This window comes from Halopseudomonas laoshanensis (genome assembly GCF_008365385.1).
GTDB lineage: Bacteria > Pseudomonadota > Gammaproteobacteria > Pseudomonadales > Pseudomonadaceae > Halopseudomonas > Halopseudomonas laoshanensis.
In genome coordinates, this window is sequence record NZ_QOVF01000004.1 from 23910 (window position 1) to 48738 (window position 24829).

Below are 24829 nucleotides of genomic sequence, written 5' to 3' on the forward strand. Positions count from 1 at the left end.
TGAAAAAGGTCAGGACCGCGGGAATGAATAATAATTTCGGAGAACTGACCATGATCCACCACGTAGTGGGGTTGTTCACCCATCCTGACCAGGAATGGAAGGAAATCAAGGGTGAAGAAGAAACCATAGGCCACATGTACTTGACTCATGTGCTACTGCTCGCTGCCATTCCGGCGGTGTCAGCTTATATCGGTACTACCCAGGTAGGCTGGGCGATCGGCACCACTGAAGCGGTCAAACTGACCACTGCCAGCGCACTGTCCATGACGGTTCTTTCCTACCTGGCGATGCTGGTCGGTGTCGCGGTAATGGGCGCCTTCATTCACTGGATGGCGCGCACTTATGATTCCAGCCCTTCCATCAGTGACTGCATCGTATTTGCCGCTTACACCGCCACGCCGCTGTTTATTGCCGGCGTCGCAGCGCTGTATCCGAGCCTGTGGTTGGCCATGTTGGTGGGTACTGCCGCCATCAGCTACACCGTTTACCTGCTATACCAGGGCATTCCGATTTTCATGGATATTCCGCCGGAGGAGGGCTTCATGTTCTCCAGCTCGATTCTCGCCGTAGGCCTGGTAGTACTGGTCGCGATGATCGCTACGTCGGTTATTTTCTGGGGCATGGGCGTGGGTCCAATCTACGTCCGCTAGTGCCTCTGCGGGGTCCAAACCCCCTGCCGATTGAAAGATCGGCAGGGGGTTTTGTTTTTTAGCGTGAGCATTTCCGGCTAAAATAGCGGTTTTTCTCGCCGGAGTTCCCATGGCCAGCCTGAGTGTCAACCAGAACAAGTTGCAGAAACGCCTGCGCCGCCAGACCGCGGAAGCGGTGACCGATTACAATATGATCGAAGACGGCGACAAGGTGATGGTCTGCCTGTCCGGTGGGAAGGACAGCTACACCTTGCTGGATATGCTGCTGCACCTGCAAAAGGTCGCGCCCATTCGCTTTGATCTGGTCGCGGTGAATCTGGACCAGAAGCAGCCTGGTTTTCCTGAAGAGGTACTGCCAGCGTACCTCCAGGCATTGGGGGTGGAATACCACATCCTTGAGCGCGACACCTATTCGGTGGTGATGGAAAAAGTGCCGGAGGGTAAAACCACCTGTTCTCTGTGCTCGCGCTTGCGCCGCGGTAACCTGTACACCTATGCCGATGAAATAGGCGCGAATAGGTTGGCGCTCGGGCACCATCGTGACGACATTGTCGAAACCTTCTTTCTCAACATGTTCTACGGCGGCAGTCTCAAGGCCATGCCGCCCAAGTTGCGTTCCGATGATGGCCGCAATGTGGTGATCAGACCGCTGGCTTATTGTAATGAGAAGGACATAACCGCGTACGCCGAGCTGCAGGCATTCCCGATCATCCCGTGCAACCTGTGCGGTTCGCAGGAGAATCTGCAGCGGAAGGTGATCAAGGAGATGCTGCAGGGCTGGGAGCGCGAAAGTCCCGGGCGGGTGGAGAGCATCTTTCGCTCGTTGCGGCACATTCATCCGTCGCAACTGGCTGATACCCAGCTGTTTGATTTTGCCAATCTTCGTGTTGATGAAGCGGCGACGCCACGCATGGTCAAATTGATGAATCTGTGACGTGACAAAGCTGTTATTGCCTGGGGGCCTAGATGCGTGACTATCGCTGGTTACACGAGTTCTGCCTGAACCGTTTTGGCTCTGCCGCTGCGTTGGAAGCGCGGTTGCCAACGCCGCGCAGCCCTGAGGCATTGCGCCAGATAGCCGACGACCGCTATCTCTCCACGCTGGCTTTGCGGGTATTCCGCGCGGGTTTGAAGCATAGTCTGGTGGACGCCAAGTGGCCGGCCTTCGAACAAGCCTTTTTCGGTTTCGATCTGGATAAGGTCGTGTTGATGGGCGGGGAGCATATCGAACGCCTGATGCAGGACGCGCGTTTGATCCGGCACCTCGGCAAGCTCCGCAGCGTACCGCGCAACGCGCAGATGCTGATGGATATACGCACGGAGCACGGTAGCGTCGGCAACCTGATTGCAGATTGGCCGGTGACGGATATCACTGGGCTCTGGCGATTGCTCAGCAAGCAAGGCAACCAGTTGGGAGGGCTCTCTGCACCGCGTTTTTTACGCATGGTCGGCAAAGATACCTTTGTTGCAACCGACGACGTCGCCGCAGCGCTGAAGGCCCAGAATATTGTGGATAAGAAGCCAACCAGCCAACGGGATCTGGCCGCTACCCAGGCGTTTTTCAATGAATTGCACGCGCAAAGTGGCCGACCTATGTGCCAGTTATCTGTCATGTTAGCCAGCACCGTCAATAATTAAGCGGGTCGAATTTTGGGAAATAAGTTGACTATCAGGGACTTGAGCGGCATGGTTCAACCATTGTCACACTTGCCGGTAGTCCCTATGCGCGTAAAAGCTCTCGCTGTTCTGGTCATGCTTGCCTTGTTGGCAGGGTGTTCCAGCGCGCCCAAGCCGCGCACTGCGGCCACCTCGACTCCCGCCTGGAATACCTCTACTGACTCCTCCTCGGCCTCATCCAGGTCAACTAAATCACCCAGATCAACCTCTAACTACGCTCCTCTGGTGCGCACTTTGCCGCCAATCAATCAGGATGTGGTGTTCCACGCCATCAGCCTGGTGGGCACGCCATACCAATATGGTGGCAGCACGCCGGAGACCGGCTTTGATTGCAGTGGCTTGATCAACTATGTTTATCGCCAGGCTGTGGGCATGGCGCTGCCGCGCACTACTGCGGGCCTGAATGCGCTCTCTGCGGAAAACCCGGCTGTGGGTGCTCTGGAGCCGGGTGATCTGGTGCTGTTCGCGATGAACGGTGGCAACCGCGTTAACCATGCCGGTATCTATGTCGGCGATGGGCGTTTCCTCCACGCTCCCAGTAGTGGCGGCAAAGTCCGGATGGACAGTCTGCAGGCCAACTTCTGGCAGCGCACTTATACCGGCGCTCGCCGGGTACTCGAGTAATCCTGCTGCGTTTTTACCCCTCGTTTATTTGACGCTCCATATCGGATTGCGCTTGTAGTTTTATACAGGCGTGGCCGAGCTGTCGTGGAAATGTCATTGCCCCGTCACCGTCGTGTCATGAAATCACCCTAGCGTTGCATTGTGAGTTGCAATACAGCGGCTCGCATTATTGCAAAAGGTGATCATATGCCGCCGAACCTATCTCAACCGGCGATGCTGACGGTAGACAAGCTGGGAGTAATCTATCCTGGCGGCGTGGAGGCATTGCGCTCTACTTCTGTGAGCTTTCAGCGTGGCGAATTCACTGTGTTGCTGGGCTTGTCTGGCGCAGGTAAATCCACTTTGCTGCGTACGCTCAACCATCTGGTAACCCCCACTAGTGGGCAGGTCTTGTCCAGCGAATTCGGCCAGCTAACTGACGCCGCTAATCTGCGTCAACATCGCCGCAAAACGGCCATGGTCTTTCAACACCATCAGTTGATTCTGCGGCACAGCGCGCTGGACAACGTGCTGACCGGACGCCTGGCGTATCACGGCACCTGGCGCAGTTTCTTTCCGCTGCCACGTGAAGATCTGCAACTGGCTCTGCATTGCCTTGAACGTGTAGGTCTTGCCGACAAAGCGCTGATGCGCGTTGACCAGCTGTCCGGCGGCCAGCAACAACGCGTCGGTATCGCCCGGGCACTGGCGCAGCAGCCGAGCATGATTCTGGCGGATGAGCCGGTGGCGAGTCTTGACCCAGCCACATCGGAAAAGGTGCTTTCACTGCTCAAGCGGATTTGCAGTGAAGACGGCATTACTGCGGTTGTTTCACTGCATCAGCTTGAGTACGCACAGCGTTTTGCTGACCGGATTATCGGGCTGGCGAATGCACACATCGTTTTTGACGCAACCCCTGAGGAGCTCAACGATAACCAGTTGGCGCGCATCTATGATGGCCATCGCCGACCCCAGCCGGCTGAGACTGCTGCCTCCGCATTACCTTCCAATGCTGTTACTGAACTGGAGATTGTACCATGAAACTGTTTCACACTGTTGTTCTTGCTGCAGGTTTGACCTTTGGCGCAGCCCAGGCTGCGACGGCCGCTGATGCCAATCCGGATACGCTGAAAGTGGCCTTGCTCCCGGATGAAAATGCTTCCGAGCTGATCAAGCGTAATGAGCCGTTAAAGAACTATCTGGAAGCCAAGCTGGATAAGCAGGTCGAGCTGATTGTCACCACCGACTACTCGTCGATGATCGAAGCCATGCGCTTTGGTCGCATTGACCTGGCTTACTTCGGCCCATTGTCTTACGTGCTGGCTAAAAGCAAGAGCGAGATCGAGCCATTTGCGGCCATGGTGATCGACGGCAAGGCAACATATCGCTCAGTCATCATTGCCAACGTGGAGTCTGGGGTCGAGACCTACGCCGACCTGAAAGGACGCAAAATGGCTTATGGCGATCGCGCTTCCACCTCCAGCCATTTGATTCCCAAGACGGTTTTGGAAACAGCCGGTCTTAGCGAAGATGAGGATTACGAGCAGCATTTTGTCGGCACTCATGATGCTGTCGCGGTGAACGTGGCCAATGGGAATGCGGATGCCGGTGGACTGTCCGAGGTGATTTTCAACCACGTCTCAGAGAGCGGGCTGATTGATCCCAGCAAGGTCAGGGTGCTGGGTTATAGCGGCGAGTTTCCACAGTATCCCTGGGCGATGCGTTCGAACCTGGATGCTGATTTGAAAGACCGTATTGCCGGCGCCTTTATCAGCCTGGATGACAAGGAAGTGCTGGGCAACTTCAAAGCGGAAGGCTTTGCGCCAATTAAGGATGCCGACTATGACGTGATCCGCGAGATGGGCAAGCTCCTGAAGCTCGATTTTGCGACCATGTAAGGAGTGACCATGCATATGCAACCTAGCGCCTCAATACCTCAGCCAGTCGACGAGCAGCAGGGCGTGCTTGAGCAATACAGCAAGGGTTGGAAGCGCCGCCTGCTGCAGTTACTGGTCGTGATGGGTATTGTGCTGATCGCTGCCTGGTATGTCGGGCTGCTCAACGCCGGTACCCTTGCGGAAGGGATCCCGGCGATCATGACCTTGGCCGGGGAATCCTTTCCGCCGGATTTTCGCAACGCGGCCGACTGGTTTCTGCCGCTGGTGGATACCCTGGCGATGAGTATTGCCGGCACAGCCGTGGCGGTGTTGTTCTCGGTGCCGCTGGCATTTCTCGCAGCGCGCAATACCTCGCCCCACCCATTGGTGTTTCAGGTTGCACGCGTACTGCTGAACGCACTGCGCTCGGTACCAGAGCTGATCATGGGCATCATCTTTGTGGCCGCCGTGGGTTTTGGCGCGTTGCCGGGCGTATTGGCGTTGGGTCTGCATTCGATCGGCATGGTCGGCAAGTTTTTTGCTGAAGCGATCGAGCATGTGGATGAAGCCCCGGTAGAGGCGGCCAGAGCGGCGGGGGCCTCGCCATTGCAGGTGCTCTATCACGCGGTGCTGCCTCAAGTCATGCCGCAGTTCGCTGATGTTTCCATCTACCGCTGGGAATACAACTTCCGCGCGTCTACGGTCATGGGCATGGTTGGCGCGGGCGGAATCGGCTTTGAGCTCATGGGCTCGCTGCGCATCATGCAGTACCAGGAAGTGTTCGCCATTCTGTTGGTCATCCTGTTGATGGTCACCCTGGTTGACGCCCTCAGTGGCCGACTGCGTAAAGCATTCAAATAAGAGCTTTTTATGAAACCACGTTTAGTCATAACGCACCGTGTACACCAGGAAATCCTCGACATGCTGGCGCCACATTGCCAGTTGATTACCAATCAAAGCGATAACACGCTGCCGCCGGAAGAAGTCCTGCGCCGGGTCAGCGATGCCCAGGCGATGATGGCATTCATGCCGGACCGCGTCGGCGCTGACTTTCTCGATGCCTGTCCGCATCTGCAGGTGATCGGGGCGGCGCTCAAGGGCTTCGATAACTTCGACACTCAGGCATGCACCGAGCGCGGTGTATGGTTGACCTTTGTGCCGGACCTGCTGACAGTGCCGACCGCAGAATTGACAGTGGGACTGACGATCGGCTTGTTACGTCAGGTCAGGGCCGCTGACGCCCATGTGCGCACAGGGCAGTTCCAGGGCTGGCGGCCGCAGTTTTACGGGCTGGGTATCGAAGGTACGCGTCTTGGCATCATTGGCATGGGTGCGATCGGTCAGGCCCTGGCTCAGCGCTTCAAGGGCTGGGGTGCGCAGATTCGCTACAGTGAGATACAGCCGTTGGATAAGGCGCAAGAGACGGCGCTGGAGATGCAACACTTCGCGTTGGATACGCTGCTCGAGGAGTCCGACGTGGTGATCCTGGCATTGGCATTGACGCCCAAAACGTTGCACACGCTGAACGCCGCGCGACTCGCGCAGATGAAACCTGGGGCGTTTCTGATCAATCCCTGCAGGGGCTCGGTCGTTGATGAGAAAGCCGTATTGAACTCGCTGCAAAGCGGACACCTGGCGGGCTATGCAGCCGATGTATTCGAAATGGAAGACTGGGCTCTGGAAGGGCGGCCGCGCTGCATTGATGCGGACCTGCTGGCCCACCCCAATACCTTGTTCAGTGCCCATATTGGATCAGCCGTCAGCCGCGTTAGGTTGGCGATAGAACGTCGCGCGGCGGATAACATTTTGCAGGTCTTGCTGGGCGAGGAGCCGCAGGACGCGGCTAATCGGCCGGTCAATCCGCGGGCGGTCGTATGTTGAACCTCACCTGGATCAATACCTTGGTAACCTTGTTTCAGCAGGGCAGTTTCAAGGCCGCAGCTGACAGCCTGGGGTTGGCCCAGCCTACGGTCACCCAGCATATACAGAAGCTTGAGGAGCAACTGGGTATCGCCCTGGTGCAGCGCGGTCGCAGTGGCTGCCATCCCACTGCGGGGGCGCAGCGGTTGATGCCTTTTGCCGTAAGCATGCTGAGCCTGAACCAGCGTGCACTGGCAGCGGTGCGTGGCGAGCAGTGGAGAGTCGGTGCCAGCTCCAATATCGGCATCTATCTGCTGCAACCACACGTCCGGTCATTTTTGGCTGAGCAAGGCGATGCCGCACTCGACCTGGTGATCGACAACAATCCGACTATTGCGCAGAAACTGAGCCAGGCTGAGATCGATATGGCGATAATGGAGTGGTGGCAGCCGCTCGATGGCTTCGAGTCCCGGCCGTGGCGCAATGAGCCGGTGGTGGTAATTGTGCCGCCGGATCATCCGTTCGCCTGCCTGACAGAGATTACGCCGGAGCATCTCGCCGGTATGGCACTGATCGGCGGAGAATCCGGAACGGGCACCGGGCGGCTGCTGGCTGAGTTCTTCGCACGCGCTGATCAGCTCCCCAGCGTGTCCATGCAATTGGGCAGCACCGAAGCGGTCAAGCAGGCGGTACGTGCCGGGCTGGGTATTTCGCTGGTGCTTGCGTCTACTGTGACGCAGGAGGTGGAGGTGGGTGCACTCTGTGCTATTCCTCTGGCAGGGGCTGGCCTGAACAAGGAACTGATGCTTGTATGGCGCACGACCGCCGGAGCCCAGGTGCCGCATTTTATCCAGCATCTACTCGCCAGCCCGGCGCCTCATTCCAGCGCTACGAATAGCAGCGTCAGGCCGTTGTAGAGTGCGTGGGCGGCAATGCACAGGATCAGCTGGTCGTATTTCCAACGTAGCCAGCCGAGCAGGGCACCGAGCAAGGCAATCACCAGCACGCCGCCGGGGCTGTAGAAACTGTGCATCAACGCAAAGATCAGCGTGGTTACCGGCAATGCCAGCCAGATGCCCGGGCGGGTGCGTTGCAGTGACTTGAATAACCAGCCGCGGAAAACCACTTCTTCGGCGAACGGCACCCAGAGGATGGCGATCAGCAGCCCGGCTATCAGGCGCGGCCAGGGTAGATCGAGCAGCGGAGTAATGGCCTGTGGCCGATTGGGCGCATCGGGCTCCAGTGCAATGGGTAGGCGGATATCCAGCCAGCTGGCGAGCGGATCTGCGCCCAGCACCATGGCAACAGCAAACAGGCAGGCTAGCAGCAAACCGGGCAGCGAGAGGCCGGCGCCCCATAGCCAGGGCATCGGCTGACGCGGTGAAAGTAACCAGGCAATAATCAGACTACCCAGAATGACTAACCCGGCAAACAGCGCATCCAGCAGCAGAAATTGCGTATCGATATGCCAACGGATCCCGCTCAATTGCATCAACAGGGCTGCGGCATGATGGCTGAACAGGGCGAGCAGGGCATAGGCGATGGCCAGCCGTGCCAGGATCAGAGCATCGTCCAGGGCATGCCTGCTATCCGCGGGTAGCGCCAGGTGGTGCTTCACGCGGCAAATCGACCAGGTGATTGCAGGTCACTACTGTTACAGCGGCTTGATGCGTTCATGCAATTTTCCTGAGTCAGCCAAGTCGAGAAATTCATCACCGAGCCGCTGGCTCTCGGCCATGGCGGTGCGCCAGTAACGCTGGCGACCAGCGTCATCGCCAAGAAAGCGATTAAAGTCGCGCCGATCCGGCAACTTGCCGAAGGGTAACTTGGCGAGATAGTCGCGCGAGGGCGACATCAACAATACGTTCTTCAGTTGCTCTAGATTACCCCGACGCCAGGGCAGGCTCTTGTCGAACCAGCCAGGAACAACGCGATCAAGAAAGTGCGGGTAGAGCACCACGCCGGGGGCCTGGTAAGGCAGGTCGAGGTGATAGTCGAGCAAGCCGCCATCCCGATAGACGCCAAGGCGAGCACCGGGAATATCGCGTACGCCCTGCATCACCCAGGGGATGGCGCCGGAGGCCATCAACGCAGAGCGCAGGTTGCCGGTGTTTAAACTGATGTGCTCACTGGGAAAGTCGACCAGGTCAGCCAGCGGCGGACGCTGCCGCGGATCATGCAGGATTACCCGTTCGAAATAGCGCTTCAGATGTCGGCGGCCCAGCAGGTTGGCGCCAATCACCCCGCCCAGCCCTAGGCCCAGTCGCGAGCGCGTATCGTGTTGCAGCAGGCCCAGGCTTTTCACCACCATGACGTTCAGATGGTACTGGGGGTTGTGCAGAATGCTGTGCGCATCCTCACCCAGCAGCTCGTCCAGCATCACTCCGCAGCGCTGGCTGATCTGCGCCATACTGATGCCCTTGGGAAACTGCATGCTCGTGTACAGCTCGCCGAGCCGACGAAGACCCTCTACCGGATCGGGCAAGCAAGCGCTGGCAAACCGCCAACTGCCAATCGATGCGCCAATCAGGCTGCGCGGTTGTGGCGTGCGCGGCAGCCAATCACCGAACAGGGCCAGATCCAGACCCTGAATGCCCAGCGCCTTGGGGCCGCCGGCAGCACCGGGGATCATGTGAACGTCAGCCGGCTGCAGCCCTTGCTCACGGATATGCACCAGTGCCTGATGGCCGGCGCGTAGTTCCAGTGCCGGGGATGAAATATGTATTGCGGTCATGCGGTATCCTTGTTGCAGCCTGTTTTTCCAGGACCGACCGTTTTTAAGTTTGGCTTCAGCTTGGGGTACTAGTATGCAAGCGTACTCAAACAACGGAGATCTATAGTATGAAAAATCTTATCGCAATGTCCTGTGCTGCTGTTCTGACTCTTGGTAGTGCTGCTGTGTTGGCCGATGATGTACGCATTGATGAAGCTCAAAAGCTGGTCACTGACGGTACCATTCAGTCTTTTGAAAAGTTGAACGAAAAAGCCCTGGCCACTCAGGCCGGCACCATTACTGATACCGAGCTGGAGCAGGAATACGGCCGTTATATCTATAAAGTCGAGATCCGCGATGCCCAAGGTGCAGAGTGGGATATTGATATGGATGCTACCAATGCTGAAATTCTCAAGAATGAAAAAGACAGCTAATCGTTCCTGCAGTAACCAGAAAGCCGCCTTGCGCGGCTTTTTCTGTTGGGCGCTGTTAAGTCTGTCGCTCGGCTGGGCCACAGTCAGCTACGCGGGCCGGGATATCGATCAGGATGAAGCCTTGTATCTGGTCGAGCAGGGAGTGGTTAAACCTCTGCAGGAATTTCTCGACGATGCGCTCGAACGCTTCCCCGGACGCTTTCTGGAAGCGGAGCTGGAGTGGGACGACGGGCGCTATGTCTATGAGTTGGAAATCGTCACCAAGGCGCACCGGGTTTTGGAGCTGGAATACGATGCGGTGACTGGCAAGCTTTTGGATGTTGATGAGGAAGATTGATGCGGTTGTTACTGGTGGAGGACACCGTCGAGTTGGCGGACAGCTTGTGTGCTGTGCTCAAGGACGGTGGTTATGCGGTTGACTGGCGTGCCGACGGGCGCGATGCGCTGATTCTGGGTGAGCAGGAGCCTTACGATCTGTGCATTCTGGATCTGGGTTTGCCGGGGATGGATGGGCTCGAGATTCTGACGCGCTGGCGCGCCGCCGGAGTCGCCTTGCCGGTGTTGATACTGACCGCCCGCAGCAATTGGAGTGAGCGAGTCGAGGGCTTGCGCGCTGGCGCGGATGATTATCTGGTCAAACCCTTCCACTCCGAGGAGCTGCTGCTGCGGGTGCAGGCATTGCTGCGGCGCAGCCACGGGCGTCAACCGCAAGCGTTATTGCAGGCGGGCGGTCTGGCGCTGGATGAAAGCAAGCAGCAGGTGTCTGGAGCAGGTCTGGACGCTGTGCAACTGTCTGCTACCGAATTCAAGCTGCTGCGCTATTTCATGCTGCACACTGGCCAGTTATTGTCGAAAACGCGGTTGGCCGAGCATCTGTATGAATATGAAAGCGAACGCGATTCCAACGTGATCGAAGTACAGATCAATCACCTGCGTCAAAAGGTCGGTCGCGAGAGTATCCAGACCCGGCGTGGGCAAGGTTACATATTTAGCGGGCGCGCGCAGTGAAAAGTATTGGCCGGCAACTGGGCCTGGGGTTGATTGCGATCATGCTGGCCACCGTCGTGCTCGTGGGGCAGGGTAGTGTCTGGCTGTTCGATCAGGCCCTGCGCGGCTACCTGACTACGGTGCTGCAGCGTGAGACCGATAGCCTGCTGACCGCCCTGCGTTCCGGTCCCGACGGGTTGTATCTGGACGTGCAGCGGATTGATCCGGATTATCAGCGGCTGTATTCAGGGCGCTATTTTGTCATCGACGCCGGCGAGCGCTGGCGCTCGCGCTCACTCTGGGACACCCGTCTGCCGCTGGACGCCGAAGGCCTGCACAACACCCTGGTAGCTGGCCCGGATGATCAGCAATTGCTGGTTTGGTCCGGGCGCTACGAGCTGCCGGAAGAGTCGGTGCGGATCAGTGTTGCCATCGATTACCTGCCATTGCTCAAAGCCTTTGATCGGACCCGCTGGCTTATCTGGGGGCTGGGCGGGGTAGCCATTCTGATCAGCCTGCTGGTCCAGCAACTGCTGCTCAGGCGCGCTCTGCTGCCGCTGCGTCGCGCGCGAGGGGAGTTAGCCGAGTGGCATGTTGGCAAGCGCTTGCAGCTCAGCGAAGAAGTGCCGGAGGAACTGCAGCCTTTGGTCGCCGAGATCAATCACTTGGGGCGCCAGGTGGAGCAGATCATCAAACGATCGCGTAGTGGCCAGGCTGACCTTGGCCATGCGCTGAAAACGCCGTTGGCGGTATTGGAAACACTAGTAAGCGAATGCTCCGGACGCCTGCCAGAGGACAAGGTGCAAGCGCTGAAAACTCAATTGGTGTCCATGCGCGGGCAGATGGAGCGCGCCTTGCAACGCGCCAGACTGGCGCCGGAAAGCCAGGCCGGGCGACGTTTTAACGCCGCTGAGGATCTACCCTGGCTGCTGGAGTCACTGGAGCGCATTCACGGCGACAAGGTGCGCATGCAAACCTTGATTCATCCTCAGGCGGCTGCGGACTGGCCGTTTGAACGTGAAGATATGCTTGAGCTGTTGGGCAACTTGCTGGATAACGCCTGCAAGTGGGCAGCGACAACAGTGCAATTCGAATGCGCGCTGAACCACCAAGAGCTGATCTTGCATGTCCGTGATGACGGTCCCGGCGTGCCGGAAAAGGACCACGTACGCATCCTGCGTCGGGGGCAGCGGCTGGACCAAACCGTCAACGGCCAAGGCCTGGGTTTGGCCATTGTCGGTGATCTGGTCGAGGTCTACCGCGGGCAGGTAACCTTGGCAGAGGCCGCCCTGGGCGGCCTCGAAGTAACCGTGGTGCTGCCCTGGCAGAACTGATCCGTGGCCAGGTTGATCAGATCAACGCGGTATCGATATCCACCAGCAGCAGATGTCGGCTGTTGTCGATGAACAGCCCTGAGGTGATGCAGTACTGGTTGGTTGTGGCGTCCCGATAGCGGTTGGACAGAATCACCCTGCTGTCTTGCCCGGCTTCGGCGAGGATCTGATAGAAGTAGGGGCGCCAGGACCAATTGTGATCCAGATAGCGGGGGTCAGCCTTCCAGCTATTGTTGGTCCATTCATAGTTTGGCGAAATCTGCGTGCCATGGGCGTCGCAGAGAAAGCAGCGCAGTAGCCAGGGGTAGGATTTGGGCGAGGGCAGGTCCGTCGGTTTGCCGCCCTTGGCCAGCCATTTTCTTAAATCGCCGAAGAGTACCGAGAGCGAGTTGCGCAGCTCCATCAGTTTCGCGCGCTCTGCCAGCTTGCCTGCCGCGTAGTCATCACGCATGCGTGAGAACTCAGCTTTTACCGCATCCGGCGGCAGGAAGTTCTCTGCCGGGCGGGCAAACAGGTAGCCCTGCACATAGCGCGCGCCACATTCCAGAGCAAAGTGCAGCTCCTGTTCGGTTTCCACTCCTTCAGCAATGATCCAGCAGCCACTCTTTTCCGCCATCAAAGCCAGCGCCTTGACGAAATCACCGCTATTGCCGTTGCCGCTGGCCGCCTGACGAAATAGCTGTATATCCAGTTTGAGAATATCCGGCTCCAGTGCCAACACGCGATCCAGCATGGAATAACCGGCACCAAAGTCGTCTATCGCAATGCGGATGCCGGCTTCCCGATAGCGGCGTACGGCTTCCTTGAGTTCCTGCAGGTCTCCTTGCAGCTCAGTAATTTCGAATACCACCTGCTCCGGCGGCAGGCCTATTTCTTCAAGAAGTTGCAAGCTGGGCAGGGGCTTGCCCGGCTCCAGTCGGCTGACCCATAGCGGCGAGATATTGATGCTGATGAAGCCATCGGGGTTGTCCCTGAAGGCTTCCAGAGCCATGCGCCGAATCGTTCTGTCCAGGTCCAGCAGATCGTCAGGGTCGACACCAGGGTCGGTGAACAGCGGGCCAGCGCTGACAATCTGGCCCTGTTCGTCGCGCAGTCTGGCAAGGGCTTCGTAGCCAGCAATGCGACCGGTGGCGGTATCGATCAGCGGTTGAAAAAACGGCAGTGGTTGACCATTGAACACAACATACTCCAAGTGAGAGGGACAGCGGCTGGGCGGTGCATGCAAGATTATAGCCAAGGGAAATGAAAGCGGCGGCTTTACCGGGATTAGACGGCCGCCTGACTTTGGTGGAAGTCTTTCCTGTTTGTTATTGGTGCGTGGAAGACCGTCTTGGTATGACGTTTGCACTCTTGTGGTGAGTTATTGCAGATGGCGCGCACGATTATGGTGCCAATCCATGTGATCAGTAACCTACACCCTTAATAAATGTCTGAAAAACATAGAAAAAATTCACCAGACAGAATTTATGCTTAATTCCTATTGGTGTCGCGCTGGTGTGATACGCACCATTTAGACGCTGGAGCAGGGATTTATGCATTTATCTGGTGCGTTTTTCATATAAAAGAGGCTCGCTATGGAAAACTTGCACAGCGCTGTGGAAACACTGATGCATGGCGCCAACACCATGTTCATTCTGATGGGCGCGATTATGGTTCTGGCCATGCACGCCGGCTTTGCGTTTCTTGAGGTAGGCACTGTACGGCAAAAGAACCAGGTTAACGCGCTATCGAAAATCATCAGTGATTTTGCCATCTCGGGCTTGGCGTACTTTTTCATCGGCTATTGGATAGCTTACGGCGTCACCTTCTTTGAGGGGGCCGAGGCGCTGACTGACCAGAACGGTTACTCGCTGGTTAAATTCTTTTTCCTGATGACCTTTGCTGCGGCCATCCCGGCGATCATCTCTGGCGGCATTGCCGAGCGCGCACGCTTCGCGCCCCAACTGGTGGCGTCGCTGCTGATAGTCGGCTTTATCTATCCATTCTTCGAAGGCCTGGTATGGAACGGCAACATGGGCTTTCAAGGCTGGCTGGAGGCAAGCTTCGGCGCGCCGTTCCATGATTTTGCCGGCTCGGTTGTTGTGCATGCGGTCGGTGGCTGGTTGGCGCTGGGCGCGGTGTTGATGCTGGGTGCACGGCGCGGGCGCTACCGCGACGGGCATGTGGTGGCCATGCCGCCATCTAATATTCCGTTTCTGGCACTGGGTGCCTGGATCCTGACCATCGGCTGGTTCGGCTTTAATGTGATGTCGGCGCAAACCATCGATGGGATCAGTGGCCTGGTAGCCGTCAATTCGCTGATGGCGATGGTTGGCGGTACGTTAGCCGCGCTGCTGGTTGGCCGCTTCGACCCTGGCTTTTTGCACAATGGCCCGCTGGCAGGCTTGGTGGCGGTATGCGCCGGCTCGGACATCATGCACCCGATCGGTGCGTTGGCCACGGGTGCGATTGCTGGCGGGCTGTTTGTCTGGACCTTTATCCTCACCCAGAACAAGCTGAAAATCGATGACGTGCTGGGTGTATGGCCCCTGCACGGACTGTGTGGCGTCTGGGGTGGTGTAGCGGCAGGTATCTTCGGCACGCAGGCGCTGGGCGGTTTGGGTGGTGTCAGTCTTGCTTCCCAGGTGGTCGGATCGCTGGCTGGTGCCATTTTTGCGCTGGCAGGCGGTGTTTTGGTTTACGGCGTGATCAAGGCTACCGCGGGTATTCGTCTGAACGAAGAAGACGAGTTCATGGGTGCGGATTTGGCCATTCACAAGATTGGGTCTGTTTCGGACGATTGATTGCTGCTGGTATCAGGCCTTTTCTGGGTTGTGAGGAGTCCGTGTAGGGGCGCCGCTGGCTGTTAGCCTGTGCGCGACACGCTACAAGCCATCCATGGGGCTCGGCGGCGCACATCCCTGTGCGCCGCCGGTACGCGCACAGGCTAACAGCCACCGACGCCCGAGAGCATTGTGCTGGCTGGATCGACAGAAGCTCTTATAAGCTGCAGCTCGGAGTAAATTTGCCGATTTTGACTTGGCCCACTCCAGGACCGTCAGAGCACAGGGATGTGCGATGACGAGCCCCAGGGATGGCTTGGAGCGTGTCCTGGAGTGGGCCAAGTCAGGATCGGCATGGCTCACCAACCCGAGCCAATCGCTTTTCAAACTAGATCGAGAGCACAAAAAAAGCCCGAGCATTGCTCGGGCTTTTCTGCATTACAAAGATGGTTACATCAAAGGAATGGTGTAGTTGACGATCAGGCGGTTTTCATCCAGATCGCCAGTTGCGGCATTGGAACGGACCATCGCATTACGCCATTGCAGCGCAACGTTCTTGAGCGGGCCGGACTGGATGGTGTAGGTGAAGTCGATATCACGTTCCCATTCCTTGCCTTCACCACCGCCGACAGCGGTAAAGTTGTCGCCGCTAACGTAGCGGATCAGACCCTTCAAACCGGGGATGCCATATTGGGCAAAGTCCAGATCGTAGCGTGCCTGCCAGGATTTTTCGTCTGAGCGGGCAAAGTCCAGAATCTGAATATAGTTGGCGATATAGGGGTTGTTTTCGGCAAGGTAGGGGAACGCGGTGTCACCGTCGCTGTGCTGATAGCCGAGGCGGAACACGTGTGGGCCCGTTCCGGCTGAGAGCATAATCGACTTCATCTGGTGATCGATATCGAGCGGCTGATTGCCGTTGTCGGACGTATCAAAGTACGCCAGATTGGCACCCAACGCCCAGTCACCCAGACTGACCGTCTGAATCAGGTTAACCAAGTTCTGCTCGTACACATCGTCCAGTTCGCCACGCCACAAACCGAGGGTCGAGCCGATTTCAGTAAACTTGTAGGTACCCCCCAGGTAGTTGAAACGATCAGAAGTACCGCCCACAGTCGCGCCGATGTCCTGACGATCCGTACTGGCGCGGTAGTTGACCTGGCGCAGCTGGCCGGCCTGAACATCCAGGTTTTCGATCTCACCCATGCTCAGGGCGCCGCCGGTATAAGTCTGTGGCAACAGACGGATGTCGCTGGCCTGGGCTATCGGAATGGTCGGGAACAAATTACCGACCTTGAGGACGGTGTTGGAGGCCTTGGCTTTTACCGTGCCGGTAATGTGGCTGTAACCATCCGGGCCTTCGTTGCCAAAAGCGCTGGGCAGCAAGCCGGTACCGGCAGTGTCGTCCTCGGAGTGGAGCTTCAGACCCGCTGCGCCATAAACGTCAAGGCCAAAGCCTACTGCGCCTTGCGAATAACCTGATTCGGCTCGCAGGATAAAGCCCTGTGCCCATTCTTCAGCCTTCGAAGCAGCGCCGGGTGGAGTAGAGCGGAAATCGCGATTGAAATAGAAGTTGCGCAGTTGCAGCGAAGCTTTGGTGTCTTCGACAAAGCCGGCCGCGTTGGCGGTGGTGGCAAGCGGAGCTGCCAGAGTAAGGGCCACAGCAGCGGCCAGGGCGTTGGTCTTCACATGCTTCATTATTGTTCTCCTGGTGTGATCAAGTGCAGGCCGGTGCTCGCCGGGCGCGGAAACAAATAAAGCACTTAAGCAGGAGATGCTCTCTAAGACATTCGTCGAACTGTCATAATTCGGCCCAGACCGACCCTCGAGAGGCTGATCGACCTCGCGGCGAAACAGTTGTTCTTGACGGCTCCATGCCGCTGGCGATAGCGCGAACTGTGATCGCCAGCGGCTATTAGACTTTAGCAGGGGGCCGCACCTTCAGTCATAAAAGCGCGGTGGGTGGGCTCACATGCCGTTGGCGAAATCCGGATTGCTCATGTCGATTTCACTGCGCAAAGGTTTGAGCGCCTGAGCATAGCGCAGCAGGATATCCAGGTTGTAATCCATTCGGGCGCGAATGCGGCGGTCATCCTCAGCGACCGGTTCAGGCATGTTCAGCACGTTCTCCACGTTGCGCACGATCAGGTGTTCGGGGATGTAGCAAAGCCGGCAATTCTTGTAGCTGGAGGCACGCAGTTCGCTGATCGGATAGGCGCCGCCAACGCCAGAGGAAATGCCGCCCAACATCGCCGGCTTGTGCGCCAGCTGCGCCTTGGTTGCATACAGGAAGAAGTTCTTGATGGCCGGACAGGCCATGCCGTGCCATTCGGGAGCAAGAATCACCAGCGCATCGGCCTTGGCCAGTTGCTTTTCAAACATGCTCCAAGGGCCAGTATCCTCTGCAGGCCACAGCGGTAACGGATAGTTGCCCAGGTCGATTACCGATACGTGTTCGGCATCCAGTTGATGCTGACTGATCAGCGACTGGCGCATAAAACGCGCTACTTTGGCGGTCTGGCTGTTGCTGCGACTGCTGCCGGCGACAATGGCGACATTAAGCATGGCGCGTCCTCTGTAATGGATGATGCGCGACATGCTAGCGCTGCTGGCGGCAGGGCAATAGCGCAAAAAAGTGATCGAAACTATCGAAGGAGTCTGACCGGCACTTTTGCCCCGGCCTTTTTGACAGTTCTCGCAGCTTACGGCAGAGTACGCGCCCTTCGGCAATTGCCTTCCTTCCTTGATATGAGAACTGGACAATGAACGCTGTGATAGCCGCTGTAGCGGTGATGCTGGCCCTGAGTCTGTGCCGTGTGCATGTAGTAGTCGCGTTGATCATCGGCGCGGTAGTCGGTGGCCTCATGGGTGGCCTGGGCCTTGAAGCCACGTTGGAGGCCTTTCAGGGCGGCCTGGGCAAGGGCGCCAATGTGGCGCTGAGCTACGCCCTGCTGGGGGCCTTCGCGGTGGCGATTGCCAAGTCCGGTCTGGCCCATGCGCTGGCGGACAAGGCCCTGATTCTGGTCAACCGCCAGCAATCGGGCGGGCAGGGCATGTTGCGTGGGCTGTTGCTGATGGTGTTGCTGGCGGTGGCGATCTCTTCACAGAATATCCTACCTATCCATATCGCCTTCATCCCACTGCTGGTGCCGCCTTTGTTGTTTGTCATGGCCCGGCTCAAGCTGGACCGCCGATTGGTCGCCTGCGTCCTGACCTTTGGCCTGATCACACCCTATATGTTTCTGCCGGTCGGCTTTGGCGGGATTTTTCTGAATGACATCCTGCTGGCGAACGTGGCCGAGAGTGGCAGTGAAATCGAAGGTGTGAACGTGATGCAGGCCATGGCCTTGCCGGCACTGGGTATGCTGCTGGGTTTGGGCGTAGCGGTGTTTATCAGCTATCGCCGGCCACGTGAGTACGATGTGACACCAGTAGAGACGGTCGAGCGCCTGGAGAAAGGCTACAACCCGCGCTCGCTTTTGGTAGCGCTAGTGGCGGTGGTCGCCGCCTTTGCGGTGCAGCTGTGGCTGGACTCGATGATCATTGGTGCGCTGGCCGGGTTTGTGATTTTTTCCATCTCCGGTGTGGTGCGCTGGCGTGAAGCCGATGACGTCTTTACCGAAGGCATGAAGATGATGGCGATGATCGGTTTCATCATGATAGCCGCGGCTGGTTTTGCCGAGGTCATGCGTGCTACCGGGTCCATTCAGACGTTGGTGGACAGCTCGGCGGGCATCATCGGTGATAATCGCGCGCTGGCTGCATTGCTGATGCTGCTGGTGGGTCTGCTGATCACCATGGGTATCGGGTCGTCATTCTCGACCATCCCGATCATCGCGGCGATTTATGTTCCGTTGGCCATGCAGCTGGGTTTCAGTCCATTGGCCATCGTCGCGCTGGTGGGCACTGCGGCCGCACTGGGCGATGCCGGCTCGCCCGCGTCAGACTCAACTCTGGGCCCGACTGCGGGTTTGAACGTAGACGGTCAGCACAACCATATCTGGGACACGGTGGTGCCAACCTTCCTGCACTACAACCTGCCATTGATTGCCTTTGGCTGGTTAGCGGTGATGGTGCTCTAAAGGCCGCTTGAAGCTTCCGGGTCTAGATCCGGAAGCGACTCACCAGACCGTCGATCTGCTTGCCCAGCTGGGTCAGATGCTGGCTGGCTTCGGCGGTTTGCTGCGCACCTTCGGTGGTTTCGCGGGCCAGTTCGGCCGCTTCGGTCACGTTGCGGTTAACGTCTTCGACCACGGTTGACTGTTGGGTGGTGGCACTGGCAATCGAAGCGTTCAGCGCGACCATCTGCTGCATGGAATGGGCAATCTGTTCCAGCGCAGCACCCGCAGCATTCACCTGTTCGACGCTCTGCTCGGAATACTTGTCGCTCTGATTGATCACGTCGACCACCACCTGGGTATTGGTCTGCAGTTTGCTGATCATGTTGTGAATTTCTTCGGTGGACTTCTGCGTGCGCTGAGCCAGGTTACGCACCTCATCAGCAACCACGGCAAAGCCACGACCCATTTCCCCGGCCCGTGCCGCCTCGATAGCCGCGTTGAGTGCCAGCAGGTTGGTCTGCTCGGCGATGTTGCGGATAACGTCCAGTACCGAGGTGATCTCGTTGGCATCGCTGGACAGGGTTTCCATATGCTGCACGGCGGTCTTCACGCTGCCAGACAAATGCTGGATCTGCTCGATGGTTTTCTCTACCTGAACGCGGCCGTTGTTGGCGCCTTCATTGGCATTTTCCACTTCCTGAGCGGCGGCGTTGGCGTTCTGCGCGACGTCCTGCACACCATAGGTGATCTCGTTGATCGCGGTCGCCATCAACTCCATACGTTCGGATTGGCTGGTCATGCCGCGCAGGCTGTTATCACTGATCTGGTCCAATTGCTGGCCCGCGCTGATCAACTGTCTGGCACTGTCGCCTAGCTGTTGCACAATGCCGCGCAAATTGGCGGTGAAGGTGTTGAAGTGCAGAGCCAGCAAGGACAGCTCGTCTCTGGCGTCATCATCGAGTTTACGCGTCAGGTCGGCTTCGCCGCTGGCAATGTCACGCATGGCCTCGACCACGCGGTTCAGCGGTTTGGAGATGCTGCTGCCAATGACGAACAGAATAGCGATCATGACTGCGGTAATGCCGGTGATAATCAGCAGCAGACGGATCACCTCATCACGGAACTTGGCCTCCATATCTTCGATAAAGATGCCGGTACCGACCATGTAATCCCAGGGTTTGAAATGCTTGAAGGCGGCGATCTTGTCCTGGCCTACATCTTCACCGGGTTCCTGCCCGGGGCGGGTCCAGGTGTACTCTATAAAAGCGGTGCTTTGCGTACGGGCCATGTTGACCATGTCAACGATGACGTTACTGCCGCCGGTGGAACTGTTGATGTTGCTCAGGTCCATGCCTTCGGTCTGTGGCGCCATGGGATGCATAATCATGACGTTGTCCATGTCATTGACCCAGAAGTATTCTTTTTCGTCATAGCGGAGCCCGCGCAATGCGGCCAGCGCTTGCTGACGAGCCTGTTCGCCGGTTAGCTCGCCGCTGACTTCCAGGCTGTGGAAATACGCCATCATGTCATGGGCGCTCTCCACCAGATGGGTGGCCTTGGTAATCTCCGCCTGGCGAAACTCTTCACGCATGCTCAGAAGCGAGACCACGGCGAGCAAGGTCATACTTGCCAGCGCAACGATGAGTATCAACCAGATCCTTTGACTGATCTTTATCCGGCGCAACAAATTCATCTACAACCTCCAGGTTACCGCGGCCAACTGCTATTTTTATTAAGGGTCTAATGACCTGACACATCCTGCAATCTATGTCGGCAGCCGGAGGAAAAACCTGAGCGATATTTTCTTGGCGCCAATGATGTCAATTTGACGGCATTTGCGCTTTGATTCAATAGGCATTGATCTGTATAGCTGGCATCTATCGAGCACTATTGGCCAAAGCGTTATGGGCTGATTTCCAGCAACCGCTGACGATGCCGCACCTGTTGCCCGGCGCTGACCGCGACGCTGGAGATAACGCCGTCGCAGCCGGCTTTGAGCTGATGCTCCATTTTCATCGCTTCCATCACCATGAGCAGTTGCCCGCGGCTGACCTGATCACCTTCGCTGGCAAGTACGCTGACGATGGCGCCGTCCATCGGTGCATGCAGGCTGTTGCTGTCGGATGACTGTGCAGTGCTGGCTGGCCGCTGGCTGGCATCCCGTAACGTCAGACTGCCGTTTTCGCCCTTGAGCCAGATCTGCTGACCATCGATTCGATAGGCCAGGGGCATGCGCACGCCGTCGAGCTCAATCCAGGATGGCGGCTGATCAAGAGCTGGTAACTTGAGTTCGAGCAGTTGCTCGCCGATGCGGGCCTGCATCAAGCCGGGGGTAGTGGGGGCTTTCGGTGTGAGATAAACCGGATATATTTCGCCTGCATGCTCAAGCAAGTAGCGGCTTGGCAGACTTGCGCTGTTGCTCCAGCCCGGCATCCGGTAGCGCGCGGCGGACTGTTGAAAGAGAAGGGCCGCTGCCATTGCCAGTTCCGGAGCGGAGGGTGGTTGCGGCGTCAGGCTCGGGTCTGCGGCGAATTGTTCGGTGGTCAGCGCGGTGGTCGCCTCGCCTGAAATAAAGGCGGTGCTTTGCAACAGGTTGATCAGGAAGCGCTGGTTGGCGACAACGCCCAGCAGCACCGACTGCTCCAACGCGCGAATCAGTTTCAGGCGGGCCTCTTCACGGCAGTTGCCGTGGGCAATCACCTTGGCGAGTAGCGGATCGTAAAAGGAACTGATGATCTGGCCTTCTTTCAGGCCGTGATCCACCCTTACGCCGGCACTATCGGTGGGCTGCCAGCAGCGAATCTGGCCGGTCTGCGGGATAAAGTCGCGGGTGCTGTCTTCGGCGTACAGGCGCACTTCCATAGCATGACCTCGCAGGGCTATCTGCTCTTGCTGCAGCGGCAGCGGGCGCCCTTGGGCTACGCTGATCTGCCAGGCGACCAGATCCACACCCGTGAGCATTTCGGTCACCGGATGCTCGACCTGCAGGCGCGTATTCATTTCCAGAAAGTAGAAATCACGCTGCTCGTCGAGCATGAACTCCACTGTGCCGGCGCCATAATAGTCAACGCTGGCGGCGGCCTTGACTGCGGCATCGCACATGCGTTGGCGCAGTTTGGCGGTCATCACCGGGCAGGGCGCCTCTTCGATGACTTTCTGATGGCGGCGCTGCACCGAGCAATCACGCTCGCCCAGGTGCAAAAGATTGCCGTGCTGATCGCCAAACACCTGCACCTCGACATGCCGTGGCCGCAGCAGTGCTTTTTCCAGAATCAGTTCATCACTGCCAAATGCGCTGAGCGCTTCCGAGCGCGCACTGCGAAGTTGTGCGAGCAACTCGCCGGGTTCGCTGACCAGGCGCATACCGCGACCGCCGCCACCGGCGCTGGCCTTGATCATCAGCGGATAGCCAATTGATTGGGCGTGCTTGCTCAGGGTCTCGTCATCCTGTGCGGCGCCTTCGTAACCGGGGATGCAGGGCACGCCAGCGGCGAGCATGGCGATCTTCGACAGGCGTTTGCTGCCCATCAGGCGAATGGCTGCAACCGAGGGACCGATAAAGCAGATATTCGCCTGGGCGCAGGCCTCGGCAAAATCGGCGTTCTCGGAGAGAAAGCCATAGCCTGGGTGGATCGCGTCGGCGCCTGTGCGCTTGGCCGCAGCAATGATTGCCTCGATATTCAAGTAAGACTGGTTGACCTGCGCCGGGCCGATACAGATCGCTTGGTCAGCCAGCTGCGGATGCAGGCTGTCGGCATCTGCCTCGGAATAAACCGCTACGCTGCGATAGCCGAGAGCGCGCACGGTGCGCAGAATGCGACAGGCGATTTCGCCACGGTTGGCGACCAGTATGCAGTTGAAGGCGCTCATGCGGATTCCTTGGGCATTCGATTATTCAGCCCAGCTGGGCGGTCTTTTCTGCACTAATGCCTGGGTGCCCTCGGCGCCTTCGGCTCCGGTGACGGACTCGGCAAAGGCCTCGGCTGCCTGGTCGAGCAGGCTGTGCATCGACTGCTCGCCGCAGGCCAGTAACAGGTGTTTGGTACGGGCATTGGCCTGGGGTGCGCATTGGCGGATCTGCTGCAGATAGCTGTCGAGCTGCATTTGCAAGTCCTCGCTATTGTTCTCACTGTGGTGCACCAATCCCAGACGTAGCGCTTCGTCGCCATTGAAGCGGGCGGCGGTCAGCGCCAGGCGACGGGCCTGGGTCAGGCCGATGCGCTTGACCACGAAGGGTGCGATCTGCGCAGGAATGACACCCAGGCTGGTTTCTGGCAGACCGAAGCGGGCATCCTCCAGGCACAAGGCAATATCCGCTATGCAGGCCAGACCCAGGCCACCGCCCAGCACCGTACCTTCCAGCACCACCAGCACCACTTGCGGCTGTCGCTCGGCCAGCTCCAGCAGACGGCCGAAGTGCCTGTTCAGTTCGCGGTAGGCGTTCTGGCCAGTGGCTCTGGCGTTGGCCATGTCCTTTATGTCGCCGCCGGCACAGAAATGACCACCGGCGCCGCGCAGAACGATGGCCCGTAGCTGCTCGTCATTGGCGGCGATGGTCAGGGTATCGATCAACTCTTCAAGCATCGTCAGGTTCATGGCGTTGCGGCTGTCTGGCCGATTCAGGGTGATTTGCAGCACGCCGGGCTGCTGGTCCAGCAGTAACGTCTGGCAGGCAGGGTAGGTCATCACTGGGTGCCCTCACGCTGGGTGGGTGAGGCTGGCCGTTTGCCGGGCAGGGTGCCCATCAGCTTGCAGATGATGCCGAGCATGATTTCATCGGCACCACCGCCGATGGAGACCAGGCGCACGTCGCGATAGGCGCGGGCGACCGGGTTGTCCCACATATAACCCATGCCGCCCCAGTACTGTAGGCAGGCGTCGGTCACTTCACGGCCGAGTCTGCCGGCCTTGAGTTTGGCCATAGAGGCCAGTTGGGTGACGTCCTTGCCGGCCACGTATTGCTCGGTGGCCTGGTAGACCAGAGCGCGCAGGCATTCGATCTCGGTTTGCAGTTCGGCCAGGCGGAAGTGAATCACCTGGTTGTTGATCAGCGGCTGGCCGAAGGTCTGGCGTTCCTTGCAATAGGCGATGGTGCTGCCGATGCAATGCTCCAGGCCTTTGAGGATATTCGCCGCGCCGAACAGACGCTCTTCCTGGAATTGCACCATCTGCATCATGAAGCCGGCGCCTTCCTGACCGAGCAGGTAGCGCCGGGGCACGCGCACGCTGTCGAAAAAGACCTGCGCCGTTTCCGAGCTGCGCATGCCGAGTTTATCCAGTGGCTGGCTGAGACTGATGCCAGGGGTGTTCATCGGTACCATGATCAGCGACTTGTTGCTGTGCGGCTTGCCGTCGGAGGTGTTGGCCAGCAGACAGATGAAGTCCGCCGAGGGCGAGTTGGTAATCCACATCTTGCTGCCGTTGATCACATAATCATCGCCGTCCTTGCGCGCTGTGGTACGGATGCTCGCGACATCCGACCCGCCGCCGGTTTCCGATACACCGATACAGCCGACCCATTCGCCGCTGATCGCCGGGCGCAAAAACTCTTCGCGTAGCGCATCCGAGCCAAAGCGCGCCAGGGCCGGGGTGCACATATCCGTCTGCACCCCAATGGCCATAGGCACGCCGCCGCAGTGGACGGTGCCGAACTCTTCTGCGGCAACGATCGAATAGCTGTAATCCAGCCCCATGCCGCCATAGGCTTCAGGTTTGGAGATACCCAGCAGGCCGAGATCACCAGCCTTGCGGAAAAGCTCATGCATGGGGAAAGTGCCGGCCGCCTCCCACTCATCAACATGGGGATTGATTTCCCGGTCGATAAATTGCCTGATCGTGCGGCGCAGGGCGTCATGTTCTTCGGTAAACAGCATG

24 protein-coding genes are annotated in these 24829 nt (G+C 58.2%); 15 read left to right on the plus strand and 9 right to left on the minus strand.

Going from position 1 to position 24829, the window contains the following annotated elements; translation table 11 throughout:
* The first annotated feature begins 50 nt into the window (after positions 1 to 50).
* The 9 genes from DT594_RS13580 to DT594_RS13620 all read left to right on the plus strand — a co-directional run bounded on the left by DT594_RS13580 (position 51) and on the right by DT594_RS13620 (position 7584).
* Positions 51 to 650 carry a Yip1 family protein gene (locus DT594_RS13580; RefSeq protein WP_149333354.1) on the plus strand — a complete coding sequence of 200 codons (600 nt, stop codon included), beginning with the start codon at positions 51 to 53 and terminating at the stop codon, positions 648 to 650.
* A gap of 109 nt (positions 651 to 759) precedes the next feature.
* On the plus strand, positions 760 to 1584 hold the full coding sequence (gene ttcA / locus DT594_RS13585; protein WP_149333186.1) for a tRNA 2-thiocytidine(32) synthetase TtcA: 825 nt from the start codon (positions 760 to 762) through the stop codon (positions 1582 to 1584).
* A gap of 32 nt (positions 1585 to 1616) precedes the next feature.
* The gene (locus DT594_RS13590; protein ID WP_149333187.1) at positions 1617 to 2288 is read left to right on the plus strand and encodes a DNA-3-methyladenine glycosylase I; all 672 of its coding nucleotides are present in this window, start codon (positions 1617 to 1619) and stop codon (positions 2286 to 2288) included.
* Between the two features lie 84 nt (positions 2289 to 2372).
* Positions 2373 to 2951: a C40 family peptidase gene (locus DT594_RS13595; protein ID WP_149333188.1), complete on the plus strand. Its 579-nt coding sequence runs from the start codon at positions 2373 to 2375 to the stop codon at positions 2949 to 2951.
* 186 nt (positions 2952 to 3137) lie between these two features.
* Positions 3138 to 3971 (plus strand): phosphonate ABC transporter ATP-binding protein, encoded by an 834-nt coding sequence (phnC, locus tag DT594_RS13600; protein ID WP_149333189.1) that lies wholly within the window; start codon positions 3138 to 3140, stop codon positions 3969 to 3971.
* Positions 3968 to 4828, plus strand: coding sequence for a phosphate/phosphite/phosphonate ABC transporter substrate-binding protein (gene phnD, locus DT594_RS13605; protein WP_149333190.1), 861 nt, complete (start codon positions 3968 to 3970; stop codon positions 4826 to 4828). Before phnC ends, phnD begins: the two co-directional genes overlap by 4 nt.
* 9 nt (positions 4829 to 4837) lie before the next feature.
* Positions 4838 to 5668, plus strand: a complete 831-nt coding sequence (phnE, locus tag DT594_RS13610) for a phosphonate ABC transporter, permease protein PhnE (RefSeq protein ID WP_425460559.1) — start codon at positions 4838 to 4840, stop codon at positions 5666 to 5668.
* A gap of 9 nt (positions 5669 to 5677) precedes the next feature.
* Positions 5678 to 6688 (plus strand): phosphonate dehydrogenase, encoded by a 1011-nt coding sequence (locus DT594_RS13615; RefSeq protein WP_149333191.1) that lies wholly within the window; start codon positions 5678 to 5680, stop codon positions 6686 to 6688.
* On the plus strand, positions 6682 to 7584 hold the full coding sequence (locus DT594_RS13620; RefSeq protein WP_149333192.1) for a LysR family transcriptional regulator: 903 nt from the start codon (positions 6682 to 6684) through the stop codon (positions 7582 to 7584). Before DT594_RS13615 ends, DT594_RS13620 begins: the two co-directional genes overlap by 7 nt.
* Here DT594_RS13620 and DT594_RS13625 read toward each other — a convergent pair.
* Together DT594_RS13625 and DT594_RS13630 are read right to left on the minus strand one after the other, a co-directional pair.
* Positions 7545 to 8285 (minus strand): CPBP family intramembrane glutamic endopeptidase, encoded by a 741-nt coding sequence (locus DT594_RS13625; RefSeq protein ID WP_149333193.1) that lies wholly within the window; start codon positions 8283 to 8285, stop codon positions 7545 to 7547. The two genes, DT594_RS13620 and DT594_RS13625, sit on opposite strands and share 40 nt — an antisense overlap.
* Positions 8286 to 8321: 36 nt before the next feature.
* On the minus strand, positions 8322 to 9401 hold the full coding sequence (locus DT594_RS13630) for a patatin-like phospholipase family protein (protein ID WP_149333194.1): 1080 nt from the start codon (positions 9399 to 9401) through the stop codon (positions 8322 to 8324).
* A 107-nt stretch (positions 9402 to 9508) separates the two neighbouring features.
* Here DT594_RS13630 and DT594_RS13635 point away from each other — a divergent pair, with 107 nt between their 5' ends.
* The 4 genes from DT594_RS13635 to DT594_RS13650 are packed head-to-tail and all read left to right on the plus strand — an operon-like array spanning position 9509 to position 12135.
* Complete coding sequence (locus DT594_RS13635; protein ID WP_149333195.1) at positions 9509 to 9814, plus strand: PepSY domain-containing protein; 306 nt, start codon at positions 9509 to 9511, stop codon at positions 9812 to 9814.
* On the plus strand, positions 9798 to 10151 hold the full coding sequence (locus DT594_RS13640; RefSeq protein ID WP_149333196.1) for a PepSY domain-containing protein: 354 nt from the start codon (positions 9798 to 9800) through the stop codon (positions 10149 to 10151). The genes DT594_RS13635 and DT594_RS13640 overlap by 17 nt, the downstream gene beginning before the upstream one ends.
* A complete protein-coding gene (locus DT594_RS13645) occupies positions 10151 to 10822 on the plus strand; it encodes a response regulator transcription factor (protein ID WP_149333197.1) in 672 nt (223 codons plus the stop codon). Before DT594_RS13640 ends, DT594_RS13645 begins: the two co-directional genes overlap by 1 nt.
* Positions 10819 to 12135 (plus strand): sensor histidine kinase, encoded by a 1317-nt coding sequence (locus DT594_RS13650; protein WP_149333198.1) that lies wholly within the window; start codon positions 10819 to 10821, stop codon positions 12133 to 12135. The genes DT594_RS13645 and DT594_RS13650 overlap by 4 nt, the downstream gene beginning before the upstream one ends.
* Before the next feature lie 16 nt (positions 12136 to 12151).
* On the opposite strand, the gene DT594_RS13655 is transcribed toward DT594_RS13650, so the two are convergent.
* Positions 12152 to 13315 carry an EAL domain-containing protein gene (locus tag DT594_RS13655; protein WP_149333199.1) on the minus strand — a complete coding sequence of 388 codons (1164 nt, stop codon included), beginning with the start codon at positions 13313 to 13315 and terminating at the stop codon, positions 12152 to 12154.
* A gap of 394 nt (positions 13316 to 13709) precedes the next feature.
* Between DT594_RS13655 and DT594_RS13660 the strand changes: the two genes are divergently transcribed.
* Positions 13710 to 14918 (plus strand): ammonium transporter, encoded by a 1209-nt coding sequence (locus tag DT594_RS13660; RefSeq protein ID WP_149333200.1) that lies wholly within the window; start codon positions 13710 to 13712, stop codon positions 14916 to 14918.
* 429 nt (positions 14919 to 15347) lie between these two features.
* Here DT594_RS13660 and DT594_RS13665 read toward each other — a convergent pair whose 3' ends face one another.
* Together DT594_RS13665 and DT594_RS13670 are read right to left on the minus strand one after the other, a co-directional pair.
* On the minus strand, positions 15348 to 16583 hold the full coding sequence (locus DT594_RS13665) for an OprD family porin (RefSeq protein ID WP_425460564.1): 1236 nt from the start codon (positions 16581 to 16583) through the stop codon (positions 15348 to 15350).
* Positions 16584 to 16862: 279 nt separating this feature from the next.
* Positions 16863 to 17459, minus strand: a complete 597-nt coding sequence (locus DT594_RS13670; protein ID WP_149333356.1) for an NADPH-dependent FMN reductase — start codon at positions 17457 to 17459, stop codon at positions 16863 to 16865.
* A 197-nt stretch (positions 17460 to 17656) separates the two neighbouring features.
* On the opposite strand from DT594_RS13670, the gene DT594_RS13675 reads away from it, so the two are divergent.
* The gene (locus DT594_RS13675; protein WP_149333202.1) at positions 17657 to 18976 is read left to right on the plus strand and encodes a Na+/H+ antiporter family protein; all 1320 of its coding nucleotides are present in this window, start codon (positions 17657 to 17659) and stop codon (positions 18974 to 18976) included.
* Between the two features lie 22 nt (positions 18977 to 18998).
* Here DT594_RS13675 and DT594_RS13680 read toward each other — a convergent pair whose 3' ends face one another.
* The 4 genes from DT594_RS13680 to atuD form a co-directional block, all read right to left on the minus strand.
* Positions 18999 to 20648 carry a methyl-accepting chemotaxis protein gene (locus DT594_RS13680; protein ID WP_096344830.1) on the minus strand — a complete coding sequence of 550 codons (1650 nt, stop codon included), beginning with the start codon at positions 20646 to 20648 and terminating at the stop codon, positions 18999 to 19001.
* Between the two features lie 209 nt (positions 20649 to 20857).
* Positions 20858 to 22825 (minus strand): acetyl/propionyl/methylcrotonyl-CoA carboxylase subunit alpha, encoded by a 1968-nt coding sequence (locus DT594_RS13685; protein ID WP_149333203.1) that lies wholly within the window; start codon positions 22823 to 22825, stop codon positions 20858 to 20860.
* Between the two features lie 21 nt (positions 22826 to 22846).
* Positions 22847 to 23644, minus strand: a complete 798-nt coding sequence (locus DT594_RS13690; protein ID WP_149333204.1) for an enoyl-CoA hydratase/isomerase family protein — start codon at positions 23642 to 23644, stop codon at positions 22847 to 22849.
* Positions 23641 to 24828 (minus strand): citronellyl-CoA dehydrogenase, encoded by a 1188-nt coding sequence (gene atuD, locus DT594_RS13695; protein WP_149333205.1) that lies wholly within the window; start codon positions 24826 to 24828, stop codon positions 23641 to 23643. The genes DT594_RS13690 and atuD overlap by 4 nt, the downstream gene beginning before the upstream one ends.
* Between the last annotated feature and the right edge of the window lies 1 nt (position 24829).